We start from the raw sequence: 26,440 nt of genomic DNA, 5'->3' as shown, positions 1-26,440 counted from the left end.
CCCGGTGGTACGGCGCCGGGGACGGGCCGACGACCGGCGTGGCACCTAAGCCGCCCCCCCCGCAGCGGCATACGGGGTCGTCACGAACCAGGCTCACCAGGTGGCCGCCCGGTGCGGTGGGGGAGCGACTCCAAGCGCACGAGCGTGCGCAGGAGGGCGGCCGGGCGCCAGGCGGCGTCCGGTGGAAGGACTCAAGCGTCGCCATGCGCGTCTTGTGCCGGGCGACGGCCGCCACCGGCGCGGAGTAGTCGGTCACGGTCACGTCTTCGCGCCCGAGGGCGGGCCGGCCCCTGGACGTCGAGGAGCAGGAGACGTCGATGTGCAGGTCCATCAGGCAGCCGCGGCCCCGTCGCCGCGCCCGGATGGTGGGATTTCCTCGGAGAACGCCTCGTCGAACTCTCCGAGCAGCCCGTTGGCCCAGGTTGTGGCACCGCCCACGACTCAAGGCGCTCGCGCCGGGCACATACTTTCGCGCCGGCAACGTGCCCGACGTCATCACAGCGTGTGTTACAACTCGACTCGTCGCGGAATCGTTGGATCTGTTCGTCCGCCCTGTCACGGACCTTTGCCTCATCCGGTCATCCTGAAAAAGACGTCAGGAAGAGATGCGGTCATGACGACAATGCACGTCACTTTGCTCAGCGCGCTCCGCGAGGTTCCGGCCGTGGAGCTGCCGTCCTTCACCCCCGTTGCGGGTGGTCGTCCTCTGCGCCACTTCGCCCTCGAACTGCACGTACCGCACGAGCGGCACCAGGAATTGGAGGACGAGCTGCGTTCGGCCTCCGCACCGGAAGGTGAGCCTCTGCGGGGACGTGACGCAGACTGGCGTGTGGTGGGCGGTTGGACAGTCACCTCACACGGGCGCAGCCCGGAACTCTACATTTATCAGGTGGAGATTCAAGAGGTGGAGAGTCCGGCGCGCGCCCGAACGGCTGCGGTTGCCGCCGCAAGCAGCGAGCCCCTCATGGAGTTCAGGCTGGAGCTCATCGTCCTCCCCGTCTCCGACGTCGATCGCGCCAAGGCCTTCTATCAGGCGGTGGGATTCCGCCTGGACGAGGACCACACCAGCGACGAATCATATCGAGTGGTACACATGACCCCTCCGGGATCTCCGTGCTCGATTCTTTTCGGAACCGGGGTGACAACGGCCCTGCCCGGCACCGTCCGGGGGCTCCACCTCGTCGTGACCGACATCGAAAGGGCTTGCCTGCAACTCCGCGACCGGGGGGTCAGGACGGGTGAGATCTTCCACGACACCAGCGACCTGTTCCACCGCTGCACCGGCGAAAGGCGGCGCGAGGGCCCTCATCCCCAGCGGCTGAAATACCGCTCGTACGCCACGTTCGCCGACCCGGACGGGAACGAGTGGGTACTGCAAGAGGTGCCTGCCTAGACCCGAAGGGGCAGTGATCACGACCGCATCCTCCATGCTGAGATGGAGCGAGCCGAGTCGGCCGGCCCGACGACCGGGACAGAGCGCCGCTGCCCCCTCTCATCACCGTGTCACAGCCAGACGGTTGCCGACACACAGCTTGGTCTCGGTCGCCGTCGCGCTGGAAGGGGCACGCCGCTCGGCGGCCTGCCCCTTGTCCAAGACGACCAGTAGCTGGAGTTCGATATTCGTCCGGAGCCTGTCGAGGATTTCTTCGACCCGGCCAGGGCGGATCACCGTGCCCCCACTTGCATCGATACTGCGTCCTCGGCGGCGGGACGTTCGCGCGCATCCTCGCGTCTCCGACGGCGCCCCAGGACCCGGTGACCGCACCCCACAGCGCATCCGTGCGACAGGGGGCACAGTCGTGCCGGGCCCGGAGGCCGGCGGCCCTCTCGCGGACCGTGAAGAGGACAACGGCGCGGCGTCAGCCGTGCGAGGCCTACTTGCTGCGCCAGAGGTCGGGGCCGAAGACCTCGTAGTGGATAGCGGACGGGTGCAGTCCCTTGGCCAGCAGTTGGCCCCGCACAGCGCGCATGAAGGGCAGCGGGCCGCAGAGGTAGGCGGTGGTGTCGTCGGTGAGCTTCAGCTCGTCCAGGGCCGTGCGCCCGGCGTAGACCTGAGGGCCCACCGCGTGATGTGCGTCGTTTTCGTACCACAGGTGCAGGTCGGCACCGGGTATGTCGTCGACCAGGTGTGCCTGCTCGTCGCGGTGGATGTGGTGATGCGGACTGCGGTCGGCGTGGATGACGGTGACAGGCCGCGTGGCATCGGTCTGGCTGAGGTGGTCCAACATGGAGAGCATGGGGGTGATGCCGATGCCGGCGGAGGCGAGCAGCAGCGGCGTGTCGGCGTCTGGCAGGACCAGGTCGCCGGCGGGCAGCGACACGTCGAGGACGTACCCCTCCTTCGCGTTCGCGTGCAGCCAGGAGGAGACTTCCCCGTCGGGAACGGTCCCGTCGGCGGAGCGTTCGCGCTTGACAGTGATCCGCCAGGTGTCGCGGCCGGGAGCGGTGGAGAGGCTGTACTGCCGGATCTGATGTGCCCCGTCGGGTAGTTCCACCCGGACGCTGACATACTGCCCGGGCCGGAAGGGCCGGGTGGGCCCGCCGTCGGCGGGGCTCAGGACCAGCGAGACCGCGTCGGGGGACTGCTCATGGCGCTCGGTGACGACCATCCGGCGCCAGACGTCGCCGTCAGCGACGCCGGCGGCGGCGTAGAGGCGGGCTTCGCTGGCGATAAGCGCGTTGGCCATCAGCCAGTACACCTCGTCCCAGGCCGCGGCCACCTCGGGCGTGACGGCGTCACCCAGCACCTCCGCGACGGCGGCCAGCAGGTGACGGCCGACCAGCGGGTAGCTGTCGGCGGTGATGCCGAGGGAGACGTGCTTGTTCGCGATGCGGGACAGGATGGCGTCCGGACGTTCGTCGGGCTTTTCGACCAGGAGTGTCGCGAAGGCGGCGACCGCTCCGGCCAGGGCCTCCCGCTGCGTGCCGTTGACCTGATTCGTCCGGTTGAACAGGTTGAGCAGCAGCTCGGGGCGTTCTTCGAACAGTCGCTGATAGAAGCGATCGGTGATCGTGGTGAGGGAGGCTCCTACGGCGGGAAGTGTTGCCCGGACGACGGGGACCGACTGCGCAGACAGCATCAGACTCGCTCCTGTGTTCGATGTTCGAGTAATTGGTCACTGAGATGCATATTCAAGGCCGTGACCGGCCCCTACAGGCCCCCATCGGGTGCCGTGCAGGGGAGGGGCGCCCCCGTCTTGGTCCGCCGGCGGGTCAGGCGCCGAGAGCCAGTAGCACGGGCCCGGTCGGTGTCTTCACCAGGTCGGCCACGGTCAGGGTATTGAGGGAGGCGTAGAAGGCCCTCTGCGCCTGCCGCAGCGCGTCGCGCAGATGGCAAGCGCCGGAGAGGGGGCATGGGGTGGCGCCCTCGCACACGACGACCTCGCGGTCGTTCTCCAGTGTCCTGACCAGTTCGCCGACGCTGGTGTCCCGCCCCGCGGCGGTCAGCGACAGTCCGCCGTTGCGTCCGCGTCGCGCCTCGATCACACCGAAGTGCTGCAACTCCGCCACGGCTTTCGCCATGTGCGTGTACGGCACGTTCATGGACTCGGCGATCTGCCGTGTGGTGACCAGCTGGTCACCGTCCAGGACGGCCAGCCGCATCACTGCTCGGAGTGCGAGATCCGTGTATCTGGTCAGCCTCACGAGATCACCGTAACATTGTTGCATTGCAGATTCATATTTACACGGTGTGATCTGACTCTCGCTGTCGAATCCCATGCTGTGATTCGCATGTTGGCGCGCTCACCGGGCGCGCGCAATGCGTTGACAGGAAGACGATGGTTGGGCACATGGTGCAGCCGGTTGGTGTCGCGGCCTGGGCGCGGGTGTAGGTGGTCGTCTGGTCATCGGGGGTGTTCCGTAGCAGTTCGAAGCGGCCGCGCGGTGCTGACGGGTCCGACGGGCGGGCGGCGGGGTTCTGGGTCACGCCGCCTTCGAAGTGGTCCAGGCCCAGGCCGTGTCTGAGTTCGCGGTAGTCGTGCTCGATCCGCCAGCGCATCTTCGCCCACCACACCAGGTCGGCGACCGGGGTGGTGGCGGGCAGGTTGGTCATCCGGTAGCGAGACCGCGTATCCCAGGGCGGCGAGGAAGAGCGCGAGCATGAGGCGGCCGATCGACCCGTACAGGAGGTACGTGGCGTGGACCGTGATGGTGGGGTCGATCGGGTGGTCGGTGGCGATGACCGCGCCGCCTTCCAGTCCGCTGGAGACCAGGGTGACCGTCGCGTAGACCAGTCCGGCGGCGAAGGCGAGGGTGCCGAGCCACTCGCTTGCGGGATCCGTCCTCTTGATCAGCTCACGGAAGACCGTGACGAACACGGTCAGGAGTGCCAGCGCGAGGATGCCGATCAGAAGCCTGGCCAGGACGTTGGAGTCCGGTGGCGGACCGGAGTAGAGGAAGTACAGGGGTACTTCGTTGATGAAGGCGGTGCGGTGGCGATGCCGGCCAGGCCTGTCAGACGCTTGGCGACGGTTTCGTTCATGACTGTCCCCCTGGAGTTCGCGTGGTGGGTTCCCCGTCGGTTCGTGGGCCACGGCCCACGGCGTCACGGGCTGTCGCGGTGGTCGTTTCCGGGCTCACCCGAGGCCGTTCCAGAACGCGCAGTGGTGGCGGAGCTGTGTCGTACGGGTGGCGGCGATGTGGTCCGGCGCCAGGGAGAGCACCGTGTGCCGGGGCCAGTGCGGTGAGGACGGGCCGTTCGGGTCGGCGCCGCGGGCGAAGCGTGTCCAGTAGTCGATCATGGCGTCGGCCAGCCGGTGCTGCGCCGCGGTCAGCGCCCGGGGGCGGCCACCCAGGTCGAAGAGGTACGGCAGTTCGCTCGCGTGCGGTGCGCCGAGCGGGAAGGGCGGTGTGCCCGGGGTGAGCGGCGGGGGGTGTTCGTCGGCGAACTCGTAGCGCCACACGGGCACGCGGGCGGCGAGCAGGTCGCCGGTGCGCGCCGTCGGGCAGGCGAAGTCCGCGTCGCCGATGACCGCGCCGAACACCGGGCCGCCGTCGGTGCGGTGCACCGGGTACTCGCGGACGATGGCCCTCGCCTGTCCCGGTGGGAAGAAGGAGGACACGACGTCGGGCCAGGTCTGCGGGGTGACGGGATGGCCGGCCTGGATGATGCCGGCGGCCCACCCGTTGCCCTCGTCACGGGTGTGGCCGATCAGCACGGGGACCCGGTGGAAGCGGCCGTCGGCGATGGCCGCCGCGGGGTCGCGGGGCAGCAGCGGGGTTCCGGTCGCGGGCTGCTGGTCCGCGCTCTGGGCGGCGAGCAGACGGGAGACCTTCACGTGCCGCAGGCAGGTCAGGACGTCGTGTGCGGAACCGCAGCCGGCTCTCGCCGCGAAGTCCCCGCCCGCCGCGCGCGCCACGGGCAGGGGGACGGAGGAGGGGGCGAACGGCCGCTCGGGACGCCCCGTGCAGGGGCCGCTCTCGATGATCGCCCGGTCGAAGAGTCCCGCGGCGGCGGGTGAGGTCAGCTGGGCGCAGACGCTGTAGCCGCCGGCCGACTCGCCGGCCAGGGTCACGTGGTGCGCGTCGCCGCCGAAGGCGCCGATCTCGGCGCGCACCCAGCGCAGCGCCGCCTGCTGGTCGGCGAGGCCGAAGGTGCCGGAGCCGGGCAGCCCGCTGTGGGCGAGGAAACCGAGGGCGCCGAGGCGGTAGTCGACGGTGACGACGACCACGTCACCGCGGACGGCCATGCGATGGGCGTCGTACGAGCTGCCCGCTCCGGTGGTGAACCCGCCGCCGTGCAGCCACACGACGACCGGCCGGGGGTGCGCTGATCCGGCGCCGTCGGGCGCGGTGACGTTCAGGTGGAGGCAGTCCTCGTCGGTGCTGCCGGCGGGCACCTCGCCGGCCGGTTGCGGGCAGGCGCTCGCGGGGCGGGTCGCGTCCCGTGTTCCGGACCAGGCCGGCGCGGACGAGGGCGGAGCCCAGCGCAGGGTGCCGACCGGAGGCGCCGCGTAGGGGATGCCCGCGAAGGTGCGGTAGCCGTCGCGGTGGACACCCCGCACCAGGCCGTGATGGGTGCGGACCACTGGGGCGGCGGCCGGGGTGGGCGGTGTGGGCGGCGCTGGGGACCAGGCCGTCGTGAGGACGGTGGCCAGGGCGCAGCCCAGGGCGGTCAGGACGCGGTGCATGGTCATCTCCCCGTTCGGTCAGCTGCCGCCCATGCCGCCCTTGGCGGCGATCATGGTCGTCGGAAGGGCGCGTACCGCCTTCTCCAGTCCCGGCGCGAGGGTGGCGAGAGACCCCGTGCAGGTGTCGATGCGGGCCCGGAAGACGTTCTGGTCCCGCCGGGACACCACGGAACGAACCCGACCCGCGGCGGCCAGCGCCAGCAGCGCGGCGTCCGCGGCGGGAACGTCCCGCACCGGGCCGTCCCCGTGCAGGACCGCGGACACGCGGGCGCGGAGCGCGGCGGGCGCGGCGCGGTCCGTCACGGTCAGTCGGCGCGTGCCCAGGCGGGTGCGGGGCGCCTTCGCGGTGAGGAGACCCGCCGCGATGAGCCGGTCCTCCGCGTCCGTCAGGGTCTGTGCGCGGTGCCGGCGCACGAGGCGCTTCCAGCCGTGGCCGTCGCCGGCGTCGCGCAGGACGCGGTCCAGGACGGGGTTGCCGGTCTGTTCCGTGCCGGAGACGGTGACCGTGCCGCCTTGTTCCTTCAGTCGGCCGCGCAGTGCGAGGTCGATCAGGGCGGCGGTACGGACCAGCAGAGCGGCGCGGGAACGGTCGTAGGGGCCTTCGGCCGCTTCGTCGTGGACCAGCAGGTACAGGGTGCAGGGCAGGTCGTCGATCACCGTTCGACCGTAGGGCCGGCACCTTTGGACACACATCGGCCGCGGGAGGGGGCCGGCACTGGGAGCGCGGGAGGAGCGCGGCCCGGTTCTCCTCCCTGAGGAGGAGGCGGCTGTCAGGGGCGTCGTGGCCGTACGAGGCCGTGGTCGTAGGCGGCGACGACGGCCTGGACGCGATCGCGCAGGTTCAGCTTGCGCAGCACCGCGGTGACGTGGTTCTTGACGGTGGCCTCCGACAGGCCCAGCCGCTCGGCGATCTCCGCGTTCGACAGGGCCTGCCCGATCAGGGTGAGCACCTCCCGTTCGCGGACGGAGAGGTCCTTCAGGGACGGCGGCGGCGCCGGGTCGGGGGTCGTTGCCAGGAACCGGTCGAGTACACGGCTGAGGACGCTGGGGGCCAGCAACGCGTCGCCCCGCGCGGTGTCGCGGATGGCGTCGACGAGTTCTCCCGGGCGGATGTCCTTCAGCAGGAAGCCGCTCGCCCCTGCCCGCAAAGCGGCCACCACGTCCGCGTCCACGTCCCAGGTGGTCAGCACCAGGACCCGGGCCCGGCTCCCGCTCCCCGCGATCTGCCGGGTCGCCTGGATGCCGTCCAGGACGGGCATGCGTACGTCCATCAGGACCACGTCGGGCGCCAGTTCGCGTGTCAGCCGCACCGCCTCCCGGCCGTCCGCCGCCTCACCGACCACCTCCAGGTCCGCACGGGCGTCGATGATCAGGCGGAATCCGGTACGAACCAGGGCCTGGTCGTCGGCCACCACCACCCGCAGTGTCATGAGGCTCGCTCCACCGGCGTCATGAGGCTCGCTCCACCGGCAGCCGCGCTGCCACTTCGAACCCGCCGCCGGGCCGCGGACCGGCGCGCAGGCTGCCGCCCACGAGCCGTGCGCGCTCCTCCATCCCCACCAGGCCGCGTCCCGCTCCGGCCCCAGCCCAACGTCCCTGACGTGTACGCCCGTTGTCGACCACCGTGATCTTCACACAATGCCCTTCGTCCGTCACGCGCACGCTGACCTCATCGGCGCCGGCCGCGTGGCGCAGCGTGTTGGTGAGAGCCTCCTGGATGATCCGGTACGCCGCCAGGTCCACCGCGGCCGGCAACCCGTCAGTGGCTCCCTCGCGGTACACGTGTACGGTCATCCCCGTCGCGCGCACCGTGTCGGCGAGTTCGCCCAGGCGCGCGAGCGAGGGCGCCGGCCTTCGCGGCTCCCCTGCCGATCCCTCGTCCGCTTCGGGCCGGAACGCCCGTAAGGTCAGGCGCAGTTCACCCAGCGCCGAGCGGGCGGCCGTCTCGACGGCCCGCAGGGCCTGGCGGGCCTGGTCCGGCCGTTCGGTGAACACGTCGTCCGCGGCGCCGGCCTGGACGACGATCACCGACAAGGTGTGCGCCACCACGTCGTGCACGTCGCGCGCGATCCGCGCACGCTCCTCCGCCACGGCCCGGTGCGTCTCCGCCCTCATCCGCTCCCGCTGCGCCCTGCGCCACTGCCCCAGTGTCCACGCCAGGACCACCGTCAGCACATAGACCGCCGGGCGGGCACTGCCACCCGTCCGGAACTCCAGCGCGCCCGGCAGGCACATGGCAGCGAGCGCCCACAACGACATCCGCCGTGGCCTGGTGGCCGACAGCACGCACAATGTGACCTGCGCCGCGAGCAGCGCCCCCGTCAATGTCACCGCGGGCAGCAGCGCCCACACCGCGATCCCCGCCGCCGTGGTGACGGCCAGTACGGGGACCGGGACGCGCGCCTGCCACCTCAGGGCACAGACCTGTACGAGGACCAGGGCCGCGGCCGCGAGCAGCCGTCGGCCGTCCTCCGCACCGGCGACGGACACCGGGACGCCCAGGGCGGCGATCACCAGGCCTGCCGACCCGCACCACAGCGCCCGGGCCGTCCGGGGCGACAGCTCACCCCGCGCTTCCCCGGCGAACGCGTCGCTCTGCCGTCCTGTGCTGGCGTCCACACGTCGACCATATCCAGCGGCACGGCGATCCCCACACCGGCGCGGGCGTCCCTCGCAGCGGCTGACACTCATCTGGTCGGTCAGGTGATCCCGAGGTGGCCGGCTACGCGCGAGGCGTGCGGACCCCTGCTGACCGGGTAGCGGCGCGACCACGGAGCGTCGGCGTTTCGGTCAACCCACCTCCGCCCGCGCGCTCTTGCGCGGCAAGGGTCGGTGCACTGCGCACCCCATGCGAGAGGCGAGGCGGAGCGACGCGAGACACCAGGAGGCCGCCGGAGACCTGGCCGACGGGGTGAGAGAGGCGCTCAGCAGGGCGCGGCCCACGGGTAGCCCCGCCGAGCCGGCGGGTGACCCCATCGACCGGCTGGCGGCGCGGTACAACGAGATCCGGTGGACCATGTCCAGCGGACGTGCTCGGACGCAGGCGATGAGCGACCTGGTGGACGAGATGATCCTGCTGCTCCGGGGCGACGCTGAACCGCAGGTGAGGGCGGCTATGACCCGTCCCTGGAGAACCTCAAGAAATCCGCGCGAGCGGTCATGCCGCGTCGCTGGCGAGCGGAGCACGTCTCCGCCCGGGATGCCACCCGGATACTGGACCTGCCCGGGAACCGAACCGGTCGACTCACCACTCGGACAGGCCAGCCATGACGGCATGGCACTGCTGAGGGCCCGCCAGCAGCCCACTTGCACGACCTTCTCTATGATCCCCACAATGCGATCGGGTGGACGAACGAGACATTGACTCGACTCGACAACGTCATCAAACCTGCCGCGGAACGCCCGCATCGCCCGGTAGTCACCGCATGGCTGATCTCACTCACCCCAGTGAACGGCACCCGTGATACGTGGGACGGCCGCGAAATCTCCCGCAATGTGACACACATCACGGGAACCCCTCCCGCTGCCTGGACAAGGCTTGACGTGAACTACTCATTGCACACACGCATACGAGCGGGTGACCCCGAGGCGTTTCGCGAACTCTTCCGTGACCACGCCCAGCTGGTTTACCGGCACGCGGTTCGTGTGACCGGGGACTGGACCGTCGCCGAGGACATCGTCTCGCTGACCTTCCTGGAGGCGTGGCGACTGCGCGCCAAGCTGCGAGACGAGGGCGACAGCCCGCGCCCATGGCTGATGGGTATCGCCGTGAACGTACTGCGCAACTCCACCCGCGCTGCGCGCCGTCACCGGCAGGCCCTGGGACGCCTGCCCGCCGAGAAAACCGTCCCCGACTTCGCCGACGAACTCGTCGGACGCATAGCCGACGCCGACCAACTGGCCGCCGCACAAAGGGCGCTGAAGAAACTGAATCGCGGTGAGCGTGAGGTCTTCACTCTCTGCGTATGGTCCGGACTCGGTTACACGGAGGCGGCGGCCGTGCTCGACGTCCCGGTCGGCACCGTGCGCTCCCGCCTGTCCCGCGCCCGTAAACGGCTGGCGAAACTGGCCGAGGAAGACCTGAAAAAACGAGGGGAACCGTTGCCGGGCAACGGACAAGTACAGGGCAGCCGCGCTTCCGCGGCCCGGTCACACGAGTCGTGCAAGGAGAGGTCCGAATGATCCGCAAGGAGTCACGGCGTCAGGAACCGCTGGACCGTGCGGAGCTGTCCCGTTTGCTGCCGGCACCGGGAGACCCGCACCTGTCACTCGACCGTCGCCTGCTTCTCGAGGAGCACCTGATGAACGAGATCCAGTCCACCGCATCAGCCCCTGCGCCGTCCCGCCGCCCGGCACGTCGTCTCGTGCTGATCGGTGTCCCGGTCACCGCCGCCGCCCTGGCCGGCGCATTCGCCCTCACCGCGCTGACCCGTTCCGGGAGCAGCGGCACAACGGCAGCCACCCCGGCACCGGTCGAAGCACCGGTCGTCCGCATCGAGCCCGGCAGCACCGTCCAGCTCGCCTCCACCGTCGAGCACATCGCCGGTGCCGCCTTGGCCGGCAGAACTCCCACACCCGGCCCGGGCCAGTACATCTACATCAAGAGCAAGGTCTCCTACCTCTCCGTCTCGCACACCGACGCAGACGAATCCAAGACCTTGGTCCAGCCCCTGCATGTGCGTGAGGTCTGGCATTCTTCCGACGGCAAGCATGGATGGCTGGACGAGCCCGGTTACGAGCCCGAGGGCGGCATCACTCTCAACACCACTGTCCCGAACAGTTTGAACAACCCTTCCTACGACTATCTCAAGACGCTGCCGACCGACCCGAACGCCCTGTTGAAGAAGATCTACAAGGAGACCAAGGGCCGGGGGAACTCCCCGGACGAGGAGGCATTCACCACCATCGGTGACCTGCTCGGTGAGCAGCTCGCACCGGCGAAGCTGAACGCAGCGCTGTACCGGGCCGCGGCCAAGATCCCCGGGGTCGTGGTGGTGGACCATGCCAAGGACGCCGCAGGGCGCGAGGGCATCGCCCTGGCCCACGTCGACCAGAAAAGCGGCGACCGCACCGAGTGGATCTTCGACCGCACGACGTACACCTATCTCGGCAGCCGGGCTGTCCAGATCAAGGAGGCGGACGGAATCAAGCCCGGCACCGTCCGCGAAAACACCGCCGTGCTGGAGCGGACCGTCGTCAACGCCCAGAAGCAGCGTCCCGGCGCCCAAGGTGCCGATGCGTGACAGCGCACCACTGTCGTCGCGAGCGTTCGTCCGGCTGACATGACGTGCAGCCACCGGCGAGTGTTGATCACGCGTAGGACTTCGCACGGTCGGCCGTAGACGACGGCATGCACGACAACTTCGGGAAGGCACAGGTCTCTCGCCCGGCGGCGAGCGACCTGTGCGCGCAGTGAGCGCCTCGCCTCTCCGAGTTCCACGCCCGCGAGGGGGACGGCGGCCTCGGCGGAGACCGCCGGACCGGGGTGCAGGCACATGAGCCGGAAGAACGTCGCCGCTTGCGCGGTGAGAGCCTGGTAGGACCAGGAGAACACAGAGCGGACCTCGGCGCGCCGGTCGTCACCGGCCAGGACGTCCAGCCGCGACTGCGACGCCCGAAGCTCCCGTACGACCAAGCGCAGCGGCAGGACGGGGGCCGCGCTCAGCTGCGCGCCGAGAACCGCGACGGCGAGAGGCAGGCGCCCGCACAGCTCGATCGGTTCGGCGGCCTCCCCGGGCTCCGCACGGCACCGCTCGCCGCCGATCCGTGCGGCCAATGCCGCCTGTGCCTCCTGCCGCGTCAAGATGTCCCGAGGCACCGGTGCGGCGCCCTCGGCCGCTGCCAGGGCCGGCAGCCGGTTGCGGGAGGTGACGATGGTCAGGCACCCCGTGCCCGTCGGCAACAGAGGTCTGACCTGCTCCGAGTCGCGGGCGTTGTCCAGCAGGACGATCAGTCTCCGAGTGAGGGTGCGCTGCCGGAACAGAGCGGTGCGGTCCTCCGTGTCCGACGGCATGTCGACGTTCTCCACCCCGAGCGCGCTCGCGGATCGCAGTCCCGCTCCCGGAAGTTCGTCCGGGCGCTCGACCGCCACCGGATGGCCGGATCGATAGGGAGGGTCGGAGCTGCTGGCGACAACGCGGCCATGGAGTCCTTCTTCAGCCTGCTGCAGAAGAACGTCTTCGACCGCCGTGTCTGGGCCACCCGCGAAGAACTCCGGATCGCGATCGTGACCTGGATCGAGCCGACCTACCACCGACGCCGCAGACAAACGTCGCTCGGCCGGCTGACACCCGTCGAATTCGAGACCGTCATGACCACGCCGGCCCTCAAGGCCGCGTGACCGCACCTGTCACCCGAACCTGCATCAGACCCTAGAGGGCCGGTGACCGAGTCGACAGTCGCCTCGCTCGCCCTGCGGACGTACAGCCGCGCGCGCCGACGGCTGGTAGGCGTCGTCCGGCTGCTTGACTACGATGCCCTCCATTCCCGACCAACGCCGACGACAGCCACTCGCGCACGGTGGCCGGGTCAGTGGTAGCGGTGCTTCAGGTCAGCCATCGGACGGCCATCGCTGCCGACCAGCTCGCTGCCGAGGTGTCCGGTGTGTGGCATTGCCGTTCGTCGTATGGCGAGCATGGCGGCATCGTCGCCCAGGGCCCCGCCGGTGTGGGCCAAGAGGTCGCGTTGGACGCACTCAATGAGCGTGTCGGGATGGCACTTCGGCCATAGAGCGAGCCGCTCTTCCAGCGGGTAGAAGGCGCCGCTGCCGTCGCGGGCCTCCACGAGACCGTCGGTGTACAGCAAGAGCGTGTCACCAGCCTCGAACGGGAACGTGTGAGAAGTGCGGCGGTTCTGCGTCAGCCCGCAGAGGCCCAGGGGTGGCTCCGGGGAACTCGGGACACTCGTCACCTTGCCCCTGCTGATGAGCAGGGGCGCGGGGTGCCCGCAGTGTGTCAACCGCGCCACGGAGTCATGGTCGGGGATCTCCAGCAGCAATGCGGTGATGAAATGCTCCGTGGCCTCGTCGTCCGCCCCGAGGAACTGGGCGGCGTAGCGGCACGCGCTGCGGTCCAGGGCACTGGCGAGCGCCGGCAGTGTGGCGTGCTGGTGAGCTGCCTCCTGGAACGCGCCCATCAGCGCAGCCGCCTCACCCACTGCGTTCAGTCCTTTTCCTCTGACGTCGCCGATGAGCACACGAGTGCGGTCACCGGTGCGGGCCACGGCGTACAGGTCACCGCCGATACACGCTTCTCTCGCGGCGGCCAGGTACGTGCACGAGAGGTGCAGAGTGCCCAGTCGGCGGGGTAGCGGGCGTAGCAGTGCTCGCTGCGCGGCCTCGGAAACGGTCCGCACCTGAGCGAGCTCAGCCCTGCGCCTGTCGCGCACCAGGCAGACGATCACGGCCAGCATCGAGAGGATGGTGAGCCCGATGATCTGGGAGATGTGGTTGGGCGTGGTCAGACCCCCGTGGAAAACGGCGATGACTACCTGAGCCACCACCGCCAGGACGCCGATCAGTCCGGTCAGCCAGATCCCACCGATCGCCACTGTGATAGCAGGGGCTACGACCAGCAGCGGACCGAGGTGGACGGATTCCGGAGTCTGGATGTCCACGACGGTGATCGTAACGATCAACCCGATGGGGAGCAGCACCAACAACCGGGTGGCGTGCCACCGCTGCCATGTGACGGCGAACCGCTGGCCGGGGTGCATATGTCCAATGTGCACCTTTTACCTGCGCGGCGCCTCGGGTGGATGGCGCGGACAGCGGCTGAGACTCGTGTGTGGGCGGCGTCCGCGCTCCGGCAATGGCGGGTGTTCTTGGGCCGGGCAGGTGAGCGTCGCTGGATCCGGGGTCAGCGGCGACCGCGCGCTGTATAGCCCCGGCTTCCCCGACTGGCCGACGCACCGCGCGGTCGCCCAGCAGGCCGGCGCTCGCCCTGCAGAGCCTTCGCCGCGTAGACGACCGCCCTCCACGCGCTCGCGCTGGCCAGAGCTGTTTGCTTCAGTCCCCGATGCCGAGGGCCGTGTCCGGCCGGCAGTGCACGCACGGCGGCACCTCGTTCCGGAGTGCGTCGAGGGCCCGCTCGCGTGTGGCGGGCCGGCAGCAGCCGCTCTTCTTCGCGGCCCAGCAGCCGCCGACGTGGACGGCGTCGACGTCGTCCCGGTTCAGGCCGTACTGGATCAGCCAGTCCGCAGGCGTCGGACGCATCTGCTCACCATGGCGCCGCTCCGCCCCCCGCCGCTCCTCCTGGGCGATCCAGCGGTCGATGAGCCCCAGATGCCGTATGGCTTGGTGCTCGACGACGCGCCGGGCGAAACGCAGCGCGTCCAGACACGACAGCGGCTGCTCACCACCCACCTGCTCCTCCCGGCCTGCCGTCAAAATCGAACAAGCAATCTGATTTGATTACGCATCGCGTCGACCACCTCACCGACACCCAGGAGCGCATCCTGCGCTGCATCCGCCGGCACATCGCCGACCACGGACAGGCGCCGACGATGCAGCAGATCGGCGCGGCTGTCGGCATGCGCAGCCGGGCCTCCGCGCACTACCAGCTGGGCGAGCTGGAGGCGAAACGCACGATCGTCCGCGAAGCGGCGGCCGCTACCACCTGCTGCTCGAATTCGATGGCCAGCCCGTGCAGCACGGCTGGTGGCACCGCGAGGAAATGGCGCAGGACAAGTTCCGCCGCTGTGTCGACGACTACGGGAGAAGGCCCGGCGCTCGCGTCAACCTCCTTGACGAGGAGACGGGCCAGGTGCTGGCCACCTGGCCCGCCCACCGGCCCGCGGATCGTCCTGAGCGTGCCGGACGGCCTTCTTCGCGGCCTGCTCCAGCTCATACCGGTGGCACTCGCTGGCTTCGGCGTGCGCCGTGACGGCGGCCTGCACCTTCCCGGACGCATCACGCCAGCGGCGCCACTGGGCGACGTACGCCTCACCGGTCAGGCCTGCGAGCTTGGCGCGTTCTTCCTCGGCGGATCGTTCCAGCTTGATCAGCTCATCGGGGACCTGAACCACGCCACGGATCCTTAATCGGCCCGCTGCGCGCGTCGACGATCGGACTTACCTCCCGATCGGGTAGAGCCACTGCCGACCGCCGGGCGGGTCGCCTGCGGGAGCCGCTCGCAAGATCGCGAACTGCCCGTGATCTTCCGAGAGGATCCCGCCCATGCGTCTCGCCCGCACCACCATGTCGGTGGCCAGTGGGAATCCTCCACCCGCGGCCACCGATGAGGAGTCGGGTGGCCGCGTGTTTCGCTACCGTCGGTGATGGTCTCCGGTAGCTCAGGCGTGTGCACCCGCACTCGGCTGCGCTGAGGTCGTGCGGGCCCGGTTCTCACGGATCTCGTCGTGGTGGGCGGCGGCCCAGCCGACCAGGGACGTGGCGATCTCGTGGAGGCCGCGGCCGAGCGGGGTCAGGGCGTACTCGACGCGCGGGGGAACTTCGGCGTAGGCGGTGCGGGCGATCAGGCCGTCCTGCTGGAGTTGGCGCAGGGTGAGGGTGAGCATGCGCTGGGAGATCCCGGGGACTTGGCGCTGCAGGTCGGTGTAGCGCAGCGGGCCCGGCTCCAGGACGGCGATCAGCAGCAGGCTCCACTTGTCGCCGACGCGGTCCAGGACCTCGCGGATGAAGGCCATGTGCTCGGCGGGGATCGCCGCGCACGGCCCGATCGCCGCCGCCCCGACCGCTTTCGCCTCACCGGCCGCCTTCGCTTCGCGGGTCTGTTCCATGACGCACATTCCTCTCCGGCACGCACACGGATGTGCCTTTTGTACCGCCTTCCATACTGGTCCATCATGGCGCTACGAACAAGTCGTAAGAATTAGAGGTGCGCCGTGCAGGTGGACATCTGGTCCGAGGTGACGTGCCCCTGGTGCGGGCTGGGCCATCACCGCCTGGAGCAGGCCGTCGAGCGGTTCAAGCACGCGGGCGAGGTGGAGGTGGTCCACCACTCGTTCCCGCTCAGCAGCAGCTTCCCCGAGGGCCGCACCTTCTCCGTCCGCGAGGCTCTGCTGCGACGGCACGGTGTGGGCGGCGGTCAGGCCGAGGCGTCGACCCGGCGGATCGAGGCACTGGCCGCGGCCGAGGGTCTGAGCCCCTACCGGGTGCTGGACAACCAGGTCGGCAACACCGATCTGGCCCACGAGTTCCTCGCCCACGCCTCCGCCCAGGGCAAGAACCGCGAAGCGTGGGACGCGATCTTCGACACCTACTTCGGCAAGGCCGAGCCCGTCTTCTCCCCGGACGACCTGCTGGCGTTGTCCGACACCCTGGGCCTGGACCGCGAGCAGACATGGCAGGCACTCGCCCAGCGCCGTTACCGCGAGCAGGTCCGCGACGACGCGGCCCGCGCTCAGCGCCTCGGCGCGACCGGTGCCCCGTTCATCGTCGTCGACGGCCGCTACGGCGTTCCCGGTGCCCAGGACAGCGACACCCTGCTCGACCTGCTCCGCACCGCTTGGGACGACACCCACCCCCTCACCCCCGTCGCAGGTGGCGGTGACGCCCCGGTCTGCGGCTCGGACGGCTGCGCCGTCCCGGCACACGGCTGAATCCCCATTGCTGGGGGTCCTGCAGGGACTGCTGGCCGCGGTGTTCGCGATGGCCGGCGTCATGAAGACGACCCAGCCGATCGACAAGCTCGCCGGCACTCTTCCCTATGCCAAGGACCTCGCCCCGGGCACGGTCCGGCTGATCGGCGCGGTCGAACTGGCCGCCGTGCTCAGCCTCGTCCTGCCCGCCGCCACCGGCCTCGCGGTGGTCCTCACCCCGCTCGCCGCCGTCGGCCTCGCGGTGGTGATGGTGCTGGCCGGCACCTTCCACTCCGCCGCCGGGAGTGCAGCGCGATCGGCATGAACGCCGTGCTGCTGGTTCTGTCCTTCGTGGTGGCCTGGGGCCGCTTCGGCCCTTACTCCTTCTGATCCCTCCGAATCCGTCCCCGACCGGCTCCCGCCGCCCGGCCCTCCGCCCACGAAAGGCGATGACTCCCCATGACCGACCTGCTCGTCCTCGGCGGCAGTGGCCGCACCGGCACCCACGTCCTGGCACAGGCCGCCGAACGCGGCCACCGCGTCCGCGCCCTCGTCCGCGACCCCTCCGCCGTCCACGCCCCGACCGGTGTCGAGCTGATCCAGGGCACGCCCGCGAACATCGACGACATCCGCCGGGCCGCCCAGGGCACCCAGGCGGTGATCAGCGTGCTGAACAACGCCCGCGCCTCCGACAATCCTTGGGCCAAGCCGGTCAGCCCGCCGATGTTCATGACCGACGCCGCCCGCAACACCCTGACCGTGATGGCCGAACAGGGCATCCCCCGGATCGTCCTGACCTCCTCACAGGGTGCCGGCGACGACTGGGCCCGCCTCAACCCGCTGGTGAAGGCATTCATCAACCTGTCGAACATCAAGGTCGGCTTCACCGACCACACCGGCGTCGACCAGGTCGTGCGCGCCTCCGACACCGACTGGACCCTCGCCCGCGCCGTCGCCCTCAGCGACAGGCCCGCCACCGGCCCCCTGCGCGCCGGTGACGCCAACGTCACCACGCCCGGACGCTGGATCAACCGGGCCGACCTCGCTCGCTTCCTCCTCGACTCCGTCGACGAGGAGACCTGGATGTGCCGCGCCCCGCTGGTGTGGAACGCCCGCGGCTGACCCACCCCACCTCGAACCCCTGCTGAACAGCCAGAACACCCCAAAAAGCCCGAGGAGACATCCCCATGCCCGACACGTCCAAGGTCATCGCCGTCTTCGGAGCCGGCACCGGGCTCGGCGCCTCCGTCGCCCGCCGCTTCGCCCGCGAAGGCTTCCGCGTCGCCCTCGTCGCCCGCCGCAAGGACCGCCTCGACGCACTCGTCGAACAGCTCATCGGCGAGGGCATCGACGCGGCCGGATTCACCGCCGACCTCTCCGAGCCCGCCGAGGTACCCGCCCTCATCGACGTCATCCGCGGACGGTTCGGCCGGATCGACGTCATCGAGTACGGGCCGATCAGCGGGGAACAGAGCTTCGCCCCCGCCACCAAGCTGGATGCTGTCACCCTGCAGAAGGACAGCCCCCTCCTCCTGCTCACCCCGGTCGAGGTGGTCCGCGCGGTGCTGCCCGAGTGGGCCGAGCGCGGCGACGGCGCGTTCCTGATGACCACCGGCCACACCGCCGTGGCGCCGCGGCCGTACATGAGCGGCGTGGGCCCGCTGATGTCCGCCGCCCGCAACTGGCTGTACTCCCTCAACGGCGAACTCGCCGACATCGGCGCCTACGCCGGCACCCTGTCCATCGCGGCCTTCATCGCCCGCAGCGAGATGGGAGAGATCGCCGCCGCATCACTGCCGGAAGGCGTCGGCCCGCTCGTCGACCCCGACGACCTCGCCGAGCACTACTGGAACTTGTACACCAAGCGCGACCGCATCGAGCAGATCCACCCCGAGCCGACCGCCGGGTAACCGCAGCCCGGGCCCCTCGCCACCGCGGTTCGGGTCATCCCTCGGCGACGACCACCCTGCGTACAAGCCAGTCCACCGGTGGGGAGTCCAACTGTCCGTCCGCGGGGACCGCCCGCCGACGGGGAGCCCGCGGCCGTACGCAGGGAAAGGATCTTGGCCGCTGTCATCACCACGCCGGAAGATCGCGCCTGCCCGATCATCAACGCCCATCCCCGTCGGCCTGGGCCGGCTCGCCACCGGCCGCCCTGCCGAGCCCGGGGAACACCCGCAGCTGCTGGACCGCCTCGCGACCGTTCCCGATCCACGTAAGGCCAAGGGGCGCCGCCACCCCCTCGCCTTCGTCCTCGCACTCGCCACGTACGCGGTACTGGCCGGCGCGAAGTCCCTGACCGCGATCGCGGAAGGGGCAGCCGACACCCCGGCCGCCGTGCTCACCGCCCTCGGCGGCCCGAGCCGCGAACCCGCCGGGCCCACCGCCCCGACCGAAGCCACCGTGCGCCGAATCCCGCAGCGCGTGGACGGCGACGCCCTCGCCGCGGCGATCGGCGCCTGGCTCGCCGCTCGGGACCCCGACCGCCCGCCACCCGACCATGACCTGGGCAGACGCGCACGCCGCTCGCTGGCCGTGGACGGCAAGACCGTTCGCGGCGCACGGCGCGCCGACGGCACCCAGGTCCACAGCTCAACCTCGCCCGCTACATCAAGGACGGCACCGTCACCGACATCGACAACGGAGAGTAGGAGACGAGATGCCGGACTCGGAGACCCCGGCCCGCTCGAAGATGGCCGTGGACCGGCTGATCGCCCGGCGCGAGGTCCACCTGCGGGAGAAGACGCTGTGGCGGATGCTGTACGAGATCGTCGCGCGGGCGGCAAGGTCCAGCTCCTCGGTGTCAACATCGAGGAGCTGGACCTTGCCGCCCGCAGGGCCCCGGTGAAGGCCAAGGGCTCGAAGCCGCGTACCCGCCGCCGCGGTGCCCCGCGCGAGGACTACGTCATGGAGCCCGTGTACTGGGACGCCGGCATCGCCCGCCTGCTGCCCCGGCTGATCAAGGGCCGCACGCGCGGGCCGGTGGTCGTCACCCACCGCAAGCCGGGTCCCGGCAAGGTCCTCGCGCCGCGTGACGTGTGCCCGGACACGGGGCTGGTCCGGCTGTCGTACGGCCAGGCCCGCGCCCTGCTCGACGCCCACACCGCAGTCGGCGGAGTGCCGGGCACAGGCCGGGACCTGCACGAATACCGCCATTCTGGTCTCACCCACCTCGGCGAGGCCGGGGCCGGCCTGCCCATGCCGATGGCGAAGTCCCGGCACAAGAAGCCGGAGAACGTACGGCGCTACTTCCACCCCTCGGCGGAGGCGATCGCCGAGGTCACCAGCCTGCTCGCGCCCGGAGACAGCAGACGCAGAGGTCTTAGCGAACACGGAAGCGTACGACCGAAACTCGTCGACTTCACCTATGCGGCGGGGTTCGTGGGCAGGAGCCGGGCGAGCCAGTCGGTGCGGGTTCGGCGGGCTGCGGCCGAGATGCGGGCTTGCGGGTACAGGGCGTCGAAGCCGTGGAAGCCGCCTGCCCAGACGTGGAGTTCGGCCTGGCCGCCGGCCGCCCAGATGCGGGTGGCGTAGGCGGTGTCCTCGTCGCGGAAGACTTCGGCGGAGCCGGTGTCGATGTAGGTGGTCGGCAGGCCCGCGAGGTCGTCGGCCAGGGCGGGTGAGGCGTATGCGGATACCTCGTCATCCGTGAGGTCGCCGAGGAGGCAGCGCCACCCGAACTCGTTCATCTCGCGGGTCCAGACGCCGGGCCCGTCCGAGTACTGGAGGCTGGAGGTAGTGGTGTTGCGGTGGTCGAGCATGGGGCCGATCAGGACCTGGGCGGCGATCGCCGGGGTGCCGAGGTCGCGGGCCAGCAGGGTGACACCTGCAGCGAGGCCGCCGCCCGCGCTGGCGCCCGCGACGACGATCCGGGCGGGGTCGATGCCCAGTTCGGCGGCGTGGTCGGCGACCCAGACCAGTCCCTGGTAGCAGTCGTCGACCGGGATGGTGCCGGTCGATTCGGGTGCGAGCCGGTAGTCGACGGAGACCACGACGGCGCCGAACTCGTCAAGCCACTCCAGCGGGATGTCGATCTGTGAGAAACGGTCGCCCATGACCATCCCGCCGCCGTGCATCCAGTAGACGCAGGGCGCGGCAGCGGCGCGATCGCCGTTCGCGGGGCTGAAGACGGACAAGGGGATCGGGGTGCCGTCCGGACTCGACACGGTGACCTCGCGCCGGTCGATGGCGCGACCTTCGAGGAGGGGTTCGACGGGCATCGAGGAGAAGGGGCGTACCTGCGCCAGCACTTCCGGGCTGAGCTGGGACATCATGGGCATGTCGGCCAGGAGTTCATGCAGTTCGGGGTCCAGGCCGGGGCGTGCCGTGGTCATGGTCGTTGCCTCTCGTGGGTGGTGGCGGGACGGTCGGGCGAGGACGGGGGCCACCTCGGTGGGCACCGAGGCGGTAGAGGGGTGTGGGGTGTTCGGCGGGTCAGAGGGCGGATTTGCCGCGGACCGGCACGTAGTCGGTGTACACGGAGTCCTTGGCGAGCAGTGGGTCGATCTGCGCCACGATGGCCTGTGCGGTCTCGCCGGCGAAGACGCGGTGGTGGTCCTCCTCGCTGGTCCAGCCTTCGGCGACGTGGACGACGTCGGGGTCGGACGCGGAGCGGGAGACGAGGTAGACGAGGCAGTATTCGCTCGCGCCGGGGCTGCCCTCGTCCAGTCCGGTCAGCAGCAGGTCGACGAGCTGGTCGCCCATACCGGGCCTGGCGGTCAGGGTGGCGCCGAAGCCGTAGTCGGCAATCATGGATTCTTTCTCTTCCTCTTCGGTGATGGAGTGCGGTGATTCCATTCAAGCCGTTTGACCTGCGGAAACGTTAGACCGATACTCGTTCGTCCTTGCACGATCCTCGCGAGTTCGGGAACCTCGGCGCGGAATGGTGCTGGAATGGACGCATGTACCTCGAAGAACTCCGCGCCCTGCTGGCCCGCCATGCGCGGTCCGACTGGACCACCGCCGTCGACGGCGTCCTCATCTCGAAGGTCGACCGACCTGATCCGCCGGCGCCTTCGATGTCCGGCACGCTCCTGGCGGTCATCGCGCAGGGCGCCAAACGCCTCGCCCTGGGTGAGAGGGTGTTCGAGTACGGACCCGGGCAGTACCTGGTCGCATCCGTCGATCTGCCTGTCACAGGACAGTTCACCCAGGCCGACCCCAAGCAGCCGGCGCTGGGGTTCGGTCTCGTCCTGGAACCGTCCGCCATTGCCGAGCTGCTGCTTGAGGCCGGGCCCGGAGACGCACCCCGGAGCAGCGGGGGCGCGCCGTCGGGGATCGCCGTCAGCGACGCTCCGCCCGCGCTGCTGGACGCGGTGGTCCGGCTGTTGCGCCTGCTCGACGAGCCCCGTGACCGGGCCGTACTGGCCCCGCTGGTCAAGCGCGAGATCCTGTGGCGTCTGATCACCGGCGAGCAGGGTGCGACGGTTCGCCAGCTCGGCCTGGCCGACAGCAGCCTCAGCCACATCTCGCGGGCCGTGCGCTGGATCCGCGAGCACTACGCGCAGCCCTTCCGGGTAGAGGACGTGGCGCGGCAGTCCGGCATGGGCGTCTCCGCCTTCTACCGCAACTTCCAAGCGGTGACCGCGATGAGCCCCATCCAGTTCCAGAAGCAGATCCGGCTCCAGGAGGCCCGGCTGCTGCTCGCCACCCACCCCGGAGACGTCACCGGAGTCGGCCACCGCGTCGGCTACGACAACCCGTCGCAGTTCAGCCGCGAATACCGCCGCCAATTCGGCGCGCCCCCCAGCAAGGACGCCGCCCGACTGCGTCAGGCCGTGCGTACTCGCTTGGGTGTCCTTTCCTGATCCGGACTGGGATCCGATAGAGCATCGTGCAAGGGGTGGCGAGGATCATTCTATGGTTGCTGCAGGTCGCGGGGTTGAATCGAATCACAGATTCTCCCGCGGGGCGGATGTCCGTCCGGCCGACCGCGGATCCCACCGCACCGCATGGATCACAGCATGAGTGAAACAGTGCTTTTCGCCCGCGAGTTCCTGCGGAGCCCGCTCTGTACGGCCGCCCTGATGCCGAGTTCGTCCCGGCTGGTCGAGCGGCTTGTCGCCGCCATACCGGAGCGGGGCGAGCCCGTGGTGGTGGAGCTCGGCCCAGGCACCGGACCTGCCACCGCGGCAATCCAACACAAACTGGCAGGCCGCGAACGCCACATCGCGGTCGAACTGAACGATCGGCTCGCCGCACATCTGGTTGAGCGGTTTCCCGGCGCCGAGACCGTCGCCGAGTCCGCCTGGGAACTGCCCCGCATCCTCGCCGACCGGGGCCTTGGCGCGGCGGACGTCGTGGTGAGCAGCCTCCCCTGGTCAGCGTTCACTGGTCCGCACGGCCAGGCCCTCGTACCGGCCATCGCATCGGTGTTGTCCGCGACCGGGGTGTACACGCAGTTCGCCTACTCTTTCGCCCACTGGGCCCCGCCCAGCCGCCACAGGCTCGCCCAGTTGCGCCGGGCGTTCGAAGAAGTGGTCGCGAACAGGACGGTGCACCGCAACCTGCCTCCCGCCCTGGTGTACTCCGCGCGCAGGCCGCGCGTTCCGTCCAGTCAGCCCGCGCCACCGGCCGCGCCCATCGCGATTCGAACCGCGTCCTGACTGGGTGGCGCACCGAAAAGGCGTCGGTATTCCCGACTGAATTGGGACGGGCTGTCGTACCCCACGCGGTATCCGATGTACGCGATGTCTTTCGGGTGTTCCGTCAGTAGGAGCCGGGCCTGATGGAGTCTGATGTTCTTCTGGAACTGGATGGGGCTCATGCGGGTGACGGCCTGGAAGTTCCGGTAGAAGGAGGACGCGCTCATTCCGACAAGTTCTGCCACGTCGTCCCCCCGAAACGGTGTCCGGTAGTTCTCGCGAATCCAGTGCACGGCTCTGGCGATATGAGAGAGCTTGCTGTCAGCGAGACCTATGTGACGGACCGTCGCGCCCTGCTCACCGGTGATCAGACGCCACAGGATCTCGCGTTCGACGAGGGGGGCGAGCATGTCCCTGTCCCGTGGCCGGTCGAGCAGGCGCACCAGTCGCACAACGGCGTCCAGGAACTCGTCGGAGGCGTCGCTGACGGCGATGGCGGATGGTGCCGTGCCGAGCGGCGGAAAGGTGCCGGGCACCGTCTGCAACATCATCTCGGCGACATCCGACGGATGCAGGAGCAGGCCGAGTCCCAACGCTGGCTGCTCCGGGGTGACATCGAGGAAGCGGCCGGTGACCGGCACGTCGACGGATGCGACCAGGTACTGCCCGGGGCCGTACTCGTACACGCGGTCGCCCAGCGCGAGACGCTTGGCGCCTTGGGTGATCAGGGCCATGACCGTTCCACTCATGGAGGCATGGTGTTCGTCCGACTCCTGGCGGCCGATCCTCACGTTCTCGATGGCGGTCGATCCGTCGGGGCTGACGTGACGCGCCAGCAGGGTGCGGAGTTCGTCGAGCGGTGACCGTGGTGTCGCCCGGGGCCGACCTGCTGCCCTGGGAGGAGGCTCCCGCCTGCACCGGCGCACTGCGCGTCCTGATCACGCCCGCGCCGGCCGAGCCTGTGCACTCCGCCATCACCGCGGCCCTGGCCGACGACCGTCCGCTCACTGTGCGGGTCGGGCTGAGGCCGCCTCACCGCTGGTCGACAGCATCCGCTGTCAGTCAACTGGCTGACGTGGGACCGGCGTTCACTGAGGAACTGGTGGGTCGGCCGCGGCTGCTGCTGGTCGGTGCCACAGATCTCGCCGCAGTCCTGGCCATCCTGGCCGGGACCTTGCACCGCCCGGTCGTCGTCCTGGACCCGCGGCCCGGTCATGTCGGCTCCGGGGCCTTCCCCGGCACCGCCGACGTCGTCCGTGCCTGGCCCGAGGCTGGCGGAGCAGCCGGGTGTCGGCCGCCGCAAATCGATCCAGGCGGTGGCCGCACGGCTGCCGGACGGCAACGAGCAGAACCCGCAGCAGTTCGTGAACCAGTCGACCTGAGATCCGGTGCCGGTGCAGCGGCGGATAGTCGAGCGGGTGCTGCCGCTCGTCAACCCGACGGCCTGGGTATTCGACGATGTGTCAGCGCCCAAGGACGGACAGATGTCGGTCGCCGTGGCTCCGCAGTACTGCGGAGCGTTGGGCAAACGGGCGAACTGCCACGTCGCGGTCAGTGTCCACGCCGCGACCGACACGGCTTCCTGCCCGCTGCAGTGGCGGCTGTTCCTGCCCGAGGAGTGGGCGTCGGACACCGGCCGGCGGGCCATCACCCGCGTTCCGCCCGAGGCCACGCACCGCGAGAAGTGGCGGCCGGCTCTGGACATGCTCGACACACTGGCCGGCTGGGGTATGAAGCCGCCGGTAGTCGTGGCCGACGCGGCCTACGGCACCAACGCCCGCCTGCGGACAGGCCTGTCCGAGCGTGGACTGGCCTACGTCCTGGCCGTCCGCTCGGACGTGAGCGCCCGCCCCTCCGAGACAGAGCCCGTGGCTCCGGCCCGCAACGGGCCCATCGGATGCCGGCCCCAGCCGGGTTACCGGCAGGCCGCACCATCATTGGCTGCGCTGGCCACCAGCCTCGGACAGGAGACAATCACCTCTCTCACCTGGCGCAACGGCTCAAGAGGAGAGTTACGTTCCCGCTTCGCCGCCGTGCGCGTACGCAGTCGAACGGCCCTCCGGTGCCGACGCACCGACTGAGTACTGGCTGTCCAACCTGCCCGCCGACACCCCGATCGCCGACCTGGTCCGTCTGGCCAAGGACCGCTGGCACATCGAGCACGACTACCGCGAGCTCGAACACGGCCTCGGCCTGGACCACTGCGAAGGCCGCTCCTGGCCCCGCTGGCACCACCACGTCACCCTCGTGACCGCCGCCCACGCGTTTCTCACCGAGCAGCGCCTGGGCCCAAAAGTGCCCACACCCACAACTCCAAGACCCAATAGACCTAACGGAGTCCTACCAGCGCGTGGGCGCGGGGCCAGCTCCTGGTATCAGTGCGGCGTGACCTTGCCTGCCGGCTGATCACTTCGCCTGGGAGAGCGAGACCGCGTCGGGGCCGGCGGGGAATCGTAGCTGGCCGGTCGTGTCGTGCACGGCTCGCCAGACGGTTTCGGCGACATCGCTCTCCTTGGTGAACAGGTCCTGCGCCGTGAAGTCCGCCATGGCCTTCTTCGCCCATGACACGTAGGGCGCCGGGACCAGCTCGTCCAGCGGCGCCCCGTCCGCCGCCTTGGCCGCATTGGCTGCGAAGTTCGTCGTCAGGCAGGCGCCCGGCTGGACCGTCTTCGCCTGGACGCCGAAGGGCGCGAGTTCGAGCGCGAGGGATGCGGTGAACCCTTCGACGGCCATCTTGCTCGCTTTGTAGACGGCTGTGAGCGGCATGTGGCCCAGCACCACGCTGGATGTCACGTTGACCACCACGCCGGAGCCGCGCTCGCGGAACTGGGGCAGCACTGCTTGTGTCACCGCCATCACGCCGAACGTGTTGGTCTCGAAGACTTCACGTACCCGGGCCATGGGGGTGCCCTCGAACACGCCCATCGACGGGACTCCCGCGTTATTGACCAGGACATCGACGGTCCCCGCAGTCTCCAACGCGGTAGCGATGGTGTCGCGCCTGGTCACGTCGAGCTCGATGACGCGGAGCCGGTCCGACTCGGGAAGGACGCCTGGACGCGGTGTCCGCATCGTGGCGATGACGTTCCACCCCTGCGAGTGGAAGTAGAGGGCGGTCTCCCGCCCGTACCCGGATGAGGTACCAGTGATCAGAACCGTCTTCATGTTGTGCCCCTTTGCGATGTG

Annotated in this window: 23 protein-coding genes and 7 pseudogenes; 14 read left to right on the top strand and 16 right to left on the bottom strand. The window is 70.0% G+C overall.

Annotation, left to right across the window (positions count from 1 at the left end):
* Window positions 1–113: 113 nt before the first annotated feature.
* Window positions 114–331: pseudogene (locus ACZ5DC_RS31335) on the bottom strand (toxin Doc); the annotation flags it as partial.
* Between the two features lie 633 nt (window positions 332–964).
* Between ACZ5DC_RS31335 and ACZ5DC_RS31330 the strand changes: the two are divergent.
* Window positions 965–1,393 (top strand): VOC family protein, encoded by a 429-nt coding sequence (locus ACZ5DC_RS31330; RefSeq protein ID WP_468658667.1) that lies wholly within the window; start codon window positions 965–967, stop codon window positions 1,391–1,393.
* Between the two features lie 481 nt (window positions 1,394–1,874).
* Here ACZ5DC_RS31330 and ACZ5DC_RS31325 read toward each other — a convergent pair whose 3' ends face one another.
* The 8 genes and pseudogenes from ACZ5DC_RS31325 to ACZ5DC_RS31290 all read right to left on the bottom strand — a co-directional run bounded on the left by ACZ5DC_RS31325 (window position 1,875) and on the right by ACZ5DC_RS31290 (window position 8,750).
* The gene (locus ACZ5DC_RS31325) at window positions 1,875–3,080 is read right to left on the bottom strand and encodes a globin domain-containing protein (RefSeq protein ID WP_468658252.1); all 1,206 of its coding nucleotides are present in this window, start codon (window positions 3,078–3,080) and stop codon (window positions 1,875–1,877) included.
* A 133-nt stretch (window positions 3,081–3,213) separates the two neighbouring features.
* On the bottom strand, window positions 3,214–3,645 hold the full coding sequence (locus tag ACZ5DC_RS31320; RefSeq protein ID WP_468658250.1) for an RrF2 family transcriptional regulator: 432 nt from the start codon (window positions 3,643–3,645) through the stop codon (window positions 3,214–3,216).
* Between the two features lie 244 nt (window positions 3,646–3,889).
* Window positions 3,890–4,060 (bottom strand): annotated as a pseudogene (locus tag ACZ5DC_RS31315) (IS701 family transposase); the annotation flags it as partial.
* Window position 4,061: 1 nt separating this feature from the next.
* A pseudogene (locus ACZ5DC_RS31310) lies at window positions 4,062–4,483 on the bottom strand (hypothetical protein); the annotation flags it as partial.
* Window positions 4,484–4,577: 94 nt separating this feature from the next.
* Window positions 4,578–6,131 (bottom strand): carboxylesterase/lipase family protein, encoded by a 1,554-nt coding sequence (locus ACZ5DC_RS31305; RefSeq protein ID WP_468658248.1) that lies wholly within the window; start codon window positions 6,129–6,131, stop codon window positions 4,578–4,580.
* An 18-nt stretch (window positions 6,132–6,149) separates the two neighbouring features.
* A complete protein-coding gene (locus ACZ5DC_RS31300) occupies window positions 6,150–6,788 on the bottom strand; it encodes a GPP34 family phosphoprotein (protein ID WP_468658246.1) in 639 nt (212 codons plus the stop codon).
* Between the two features lie 113 nt (window positions 6,789–6,901).
* Complete coding sequence (locus ACZ5DC_RS31295) at window positions 6,902–7,561, bottom strand: response regulator (protein WP_468658244.1); 660 nt, start codon at window positions 7,559–7,561, stop codon at window positions 6,902–6,904.
* A gap of 19 nt (window positions 7,562–7,580) precedes the next feature.
* On the bottom strand, window positions 7,581–8,750 hold the full coding sequence (locus ACZ5DC_RS31290) for a sensor histidine kinase (protein WP_468658242.1): 1,170 nt from the start codon (window positions 8,748–8,750) through the stop codon (window positions 7,581–7,583).
* Window positions 8,751–9,674: 924 nt separating this feature from the next.
* Between ACZ5DC_RS31290 and ACZ5DC_RS31285 the strand changes: the two genes are divergently transcribed.
* From ACZ5DC_RS31285 to ACZ5DC_RS31275, 3 genes and pseudogenes are all read left to right on the top strand, one after another.
* On the top strand, window positions 9,675–10,313 hold the full coding sequence (locus ACZ5DC_RS31285; protein ID WP_468658665.1) for an RNA polymerase sigma factor: 639 nt from the start codon (window positions 9,675–9,677) through the stop codon (window positions 10,311–10,313).
* A complete protein-coding gene (locus ACZ5DC_RS31280) occupies window positions 10,310–11,374 on the top strand; it encodes a CU044_5270 family protein (RefSeq protein WP_468658240.1) in 1,065 nt (354 codons plus the stop codon). Before ACZ5DC_RS31285 ends, ACZ5DC_RS31280 begins: the two co-directional genes overlap by 4 nt.
* A 797-nt stretch (window positions 11,375–12,171) precedes the next feature.
* Window positions 12,172–12,471 (top strand): annotated as a pseudogene (locus ACZ5DC_RS31275) (integrase core domain-containing protein); the annotation flags it as partial.
* 188 nt (window positions 12,472–12,659) lie between these two features.
* Here the strand turns inward: ACZ5DC_RS31275 and ACZ5DC_RS31270 are convergent.
* Window positions 12,660–13,844: a PP2C family protein-serine/threonine phosphatase gene (locus tag ACZ5DC_RS31270; RefSeq protein WP_468658238.1), complete on the bottom strand. Its 1,185-nt coding sequence runs from the start codon at window positions 13,842–13,844 to the stop codon at window positions 12,660–12,662.
* 292 nt (window positions 13,845–14,136) lie between these two features.
* Window positions 14,137–14,493: a DUF6233 domain-containing protein gene (locus ACZ5DC_RS31265; protein WP_468658236.1), complete on the bottom strand. Its 357-nt coding sequence runs from the start codon at window positions 14,491–14,493 to the stop codon at window positions 14,137–14,139.
* Between the two features lie 44 nt (window positions 14,494–14,537).
* Between ACZ5DC_RS31265 and ACZ5DC_RS31260 the strand changes: the two genes are divergently transcribed.
* A complete protein-coding gene (locus ACZ5DC_RS31260; RefSeq protein WP_468658234.1) occupies window positions 14,538–15,170 on the top strand; it encodes a LexA family protein in 633 nt (210 codons plus the stop codon).
* A 252-nt stretch (window positions 15,171–15,422) separates the two neighbouring features.
* Here the strand turns inward: ACZ5DC_RS31260 and ACZ5DC_RS31255 are convergent, their stop codons facing one another.
* A complete protein-coding gene (locus ACZ5DC_RS31255; protein ID WP_468658232.1) occupies window positions 15,423–15,869 on the bottom strand; it encodes a winged helix-turn-helix transcriptional regulator in 447 nt (148 codons plus the stop codon).
* Between the two features lie 111 nt (window positions 15,870–15,980).
* Between ACZ5DC_RS31255 and ACZ5DC_RS31250 the strand changes: the two genes are divergently transcribed.
* The 6 genes and pseudogenes from ACZ5DC_RS31250 to ACZ5DC_RS31225 form a co-directional block, all read left to right on the top strand.
* Window positions 15,981–16,691: a DsbA family oxidoreductase gene (locus tag ACZ5DC_RS31250; RefSeq protein ID WP_468658230.1), complete on the top strand. Its 711-nt coding sequence runs from the start codon at window positions 15,981–15,983 to the stop codon at window positions 16,689–16,691.
* A gap of 7 nt (window positions 16,692–16,698) precedes the next feature.
* Window positions 16,699–16,995, top strand: a complete 297-nt coding sequence (locus ACZ5DC_RS31245; protein WP_468658228.1) for a DoxX family protein — start codon at window positions 16,699–16,701, stop codon at window positions 16,993–16,995.
* Between the two features lie 134 nt (window positions 16,996–17,129).
* Window positions 17,130–17,792 carry an NAD(P)-dependent oxidoreductase gene (locus ACZ5DC_RS31240; RefSeq protein ID WP_468658226.1) on the top strand — a complete coding sequence of 221 codons (663 nt, stop codon included), beginning with the start codon at window positions 17,130–17,132 and terminating at the stop codon, window positions 17,790–17,792.
* A 65-nt stretch (window positions 17,793–17,857) separates the two neighbouring features.
* Complete coding sequence (locus ACZ5DC_RS31235; RefSeq protein WP_468658224.1) at window positions 17,858–18,580, top strand: SDR family NAD(P)-dependent oxidoreductase; 723 nt, start codon at window positions 17,858–17,860, stop codon at window positions 18,578–18,580.
* Between the two features lie 91 nt (window positions 18,581–18,671).
* Window positions 18,672–19,124 (top strand): annotated as a pseudogene (locus tag ACZ5DC_RS31230) (transposase family protein); the annotation flags it as partial.
* A 205-nt stretch (window positions 19,125–19,329) separates the two neighbouring features.
* Window positions 19,330–19,985 (top strand): annotated as a pseudogene (locus ACZ5DC_RS31225) (site-specific integrase); the annotation flags it as partial.
* A 50-nt stretch (window positions 19,986–20,035) separates the two neighbouring features.
* Here ACZ5DC_RS31225 and ACZ5DC_RS31220 read toward each other — a convergent pair.
* Window positions 20,036–21,004 carry an alpha/beta hydrolase gene (locus ACZ5DC_RS31220; RefSeq protein ID WP_468658222.1) on the bottom strand — a complete coding sequence of 323 codons (969 nt, stop codon included), beginning with the start codon at window positions 21,002–21,004 and terminating at the stop codon, window positions 20,036–20,038.
* A gap of 100 nt (window positions 21,005–21,104) precedes the next feature.
* Window positions 21,105–21,422, bottom strand: a complete 318-nt coding sequence (locus ACZ5DC_RS31215) for a putative quinol monooxygenase (protein ID WP_468658220.1) — start codon at window positions 21,420–21,422, stop codon at window positions 21,105–21,107.
* Window positions 21,423–21,571: 149 nt separating this feature from the next.
* Between ACZ5DC_RS31215 and ACZ5DC_RS31210 the strand changes: the two genes are divergently transcribed.
* Entirely contained in the window at window positions 21,572–22,477 is a 906-nt protein-coding gene (locus ACZ5DC_RS31210; RefSeq protein ID WP_468658218.1) for an AraC family transcriptional regulator, read from the top strand.
* 156 nt (window positions 22,478–22,633) lie between these two features.
* Window positions 22,634–23,275 carry a class I SAM-dependent methyltransferase gene (locus tag ACZ5DC_RS31205; RefSeq protein ID WP_468658216.1) on the top strand — a complete coding sequence of 214 codons (642 nt, stop codon included), beginning with the start codon at window positions 22,634–22,636 and terminating at the stop codon, window positions 23,273–23,275.
* Here the strand turns inward: ACZ5DC_RS31205 and ACZ5DC_RS31200 are convergent.
* A complete protein-coding gene (locus ACZ5DC_RS31200; protein ID WP_468658663.1) occupies window positions 23,227–24,093 on the bottom strand; it encodes an AraC family transcriptional regulator in 867 nt (288 codons plus the stop codon). The two genes, ACZ5DC_RS31205 and ACZ5DC_RS31200, sit on opposite strands and share 49 nt — an antisense overlap.
* A gap of 453 nt (window positions 24,094–24,546) precedes the next feature.
* On the opposite strand from ACZ5DC_RS31200, the pseudogene ACZ5DC_RS31195 reads away from it, so the two are divergent.
* Window positions 24,547–25,660 (top strand): annotated as a pseudogene (locus ACZ5DC_RS31195) (IS701 family transposase); the annotation flags it as partial.
* Here ACZ5DC_RS31195 and ACZ5DC_RS31190 read toward each other — a convergent pair.
* Window positions 25,661–26,419: an SDR family oxidoreductase gene (locus ACZ5DC_RS31190; RefSeq protein WP_468658214.1), complete on the bottom strand. Its 759-nt coding sequence runs from the start codon at window positions 26,417–26,419 to the stop codon at window positions 25,661–25,663.
* Window positions 26,420–26,440: the final 21 nt, after the last annotated feature.

The organism is Streptomyces sp. NPDC031445 (assembly GCF_055581365.1).
Note: the sequence above shows the minus strand (reverse complement) of the source record. Positions and strands in the feature narration are given on the sequence as shown.

Coding starts and splice junctions, on each gene's coding strand:
- ACZ5DC_RS31305 (WP_468658248.1), bottom strand. CDS start 6,131: ATGCACCGCGTCCTGACCGCCCTGGGCTGCGCCCTGGCCACCGTCCTC.
- ACZ5DC_RS31220 (WP_468658222.1), bottom strand. CDS start 21,004: ATGACCACGGCACGCCCCGGCCTGGACCCCGAACTGCATGAACTCCTG.
- ACZ5DC_RS31270 (WP_468658238.1), bottom strand. CDS start 13,844: ATGCACCCCGGCCAGCGGTTCGCCGTCACATGGCAGCGGTGGCACGCC.
- ACZ5DC_RS31205 (WP_468658216.1), top strand. CDS start 22,634: ATGAGTGAAACAGTGCTTTTCGCCCGCGAGTTCCTGCGGAGCCCGCTC.
- ACZ5DC_RS31295 (WP_468658244.1), bottom strand. CDS start 7,561: ATGACACTGCGGGTGGTGGTGGCCGACGACCAGGCCCTGGTTCGTACC.
- ACZ5DC_RS31240 (WP_468658226.1), top strand. CDS start 17,130: ATGACCGACCTGCTCGTCCTCGGCGGCAGTGGCCGCACCGGCACCCAC.
- ACZ5DC_RS31190 (WP_468658214.1), bottom strand. CDS start 26,419: ATGAAGACGGTTCTGATCACTGGTACCTCATCCGGGTACGGGCGGGAG.
- ACZ5DC_RS31325 (WP_468658252.1), bottom strand. CDS start 3,080: ATGCTGTCTGCGCAGTCGGTCCCCGTCGTCCGGGCAACACTTCCCGCC.
- ACZ5DC_RS31215 (WP_468658220.1), bottom strand. CDS start 21,422: ATGATTGCCGACTACGGCTTCGGCGCCACCCTGACCGCCAGGCCCGGT.
- ACZ5DC_RS31330 (WP_468658667.1), top strand. CDS start 965: ATGGAGTTCAGGCTGGAGCTCATCGTCCTCCCCGTCTCCGACGTCGAT.
- ACZ5DC_RS31280 (WP_468658240.1), top strand. CDS start 10,310: ATGATCCGCAAGGAGTCACGGCGTCAGGAACCGCTGGACCGTGCGGAG.
- ACZ5DC_RS31235 (WP_468658224.1), top strand. CDS start 17,858: ATGCCCGACACGTCCAAGGTCATCGCCGTCTTCGGAGCCGGCACCGGG.
- ACZ5DC_RS31255 (WP_468658232.1), bottom strand. CDS start 15,869: ATGGAACAGACCCGCGAAGCGAAGGCGGCCGGTGAGGCGAAAGCGGTC.
- ACZ5DC_RS31210 (WP_468658218.1), top strand. CDS start 21,572: ATGTACCTCGAAGAACTCCGCGCCCTGCTGGCCCGCCATGCGCGGTCC.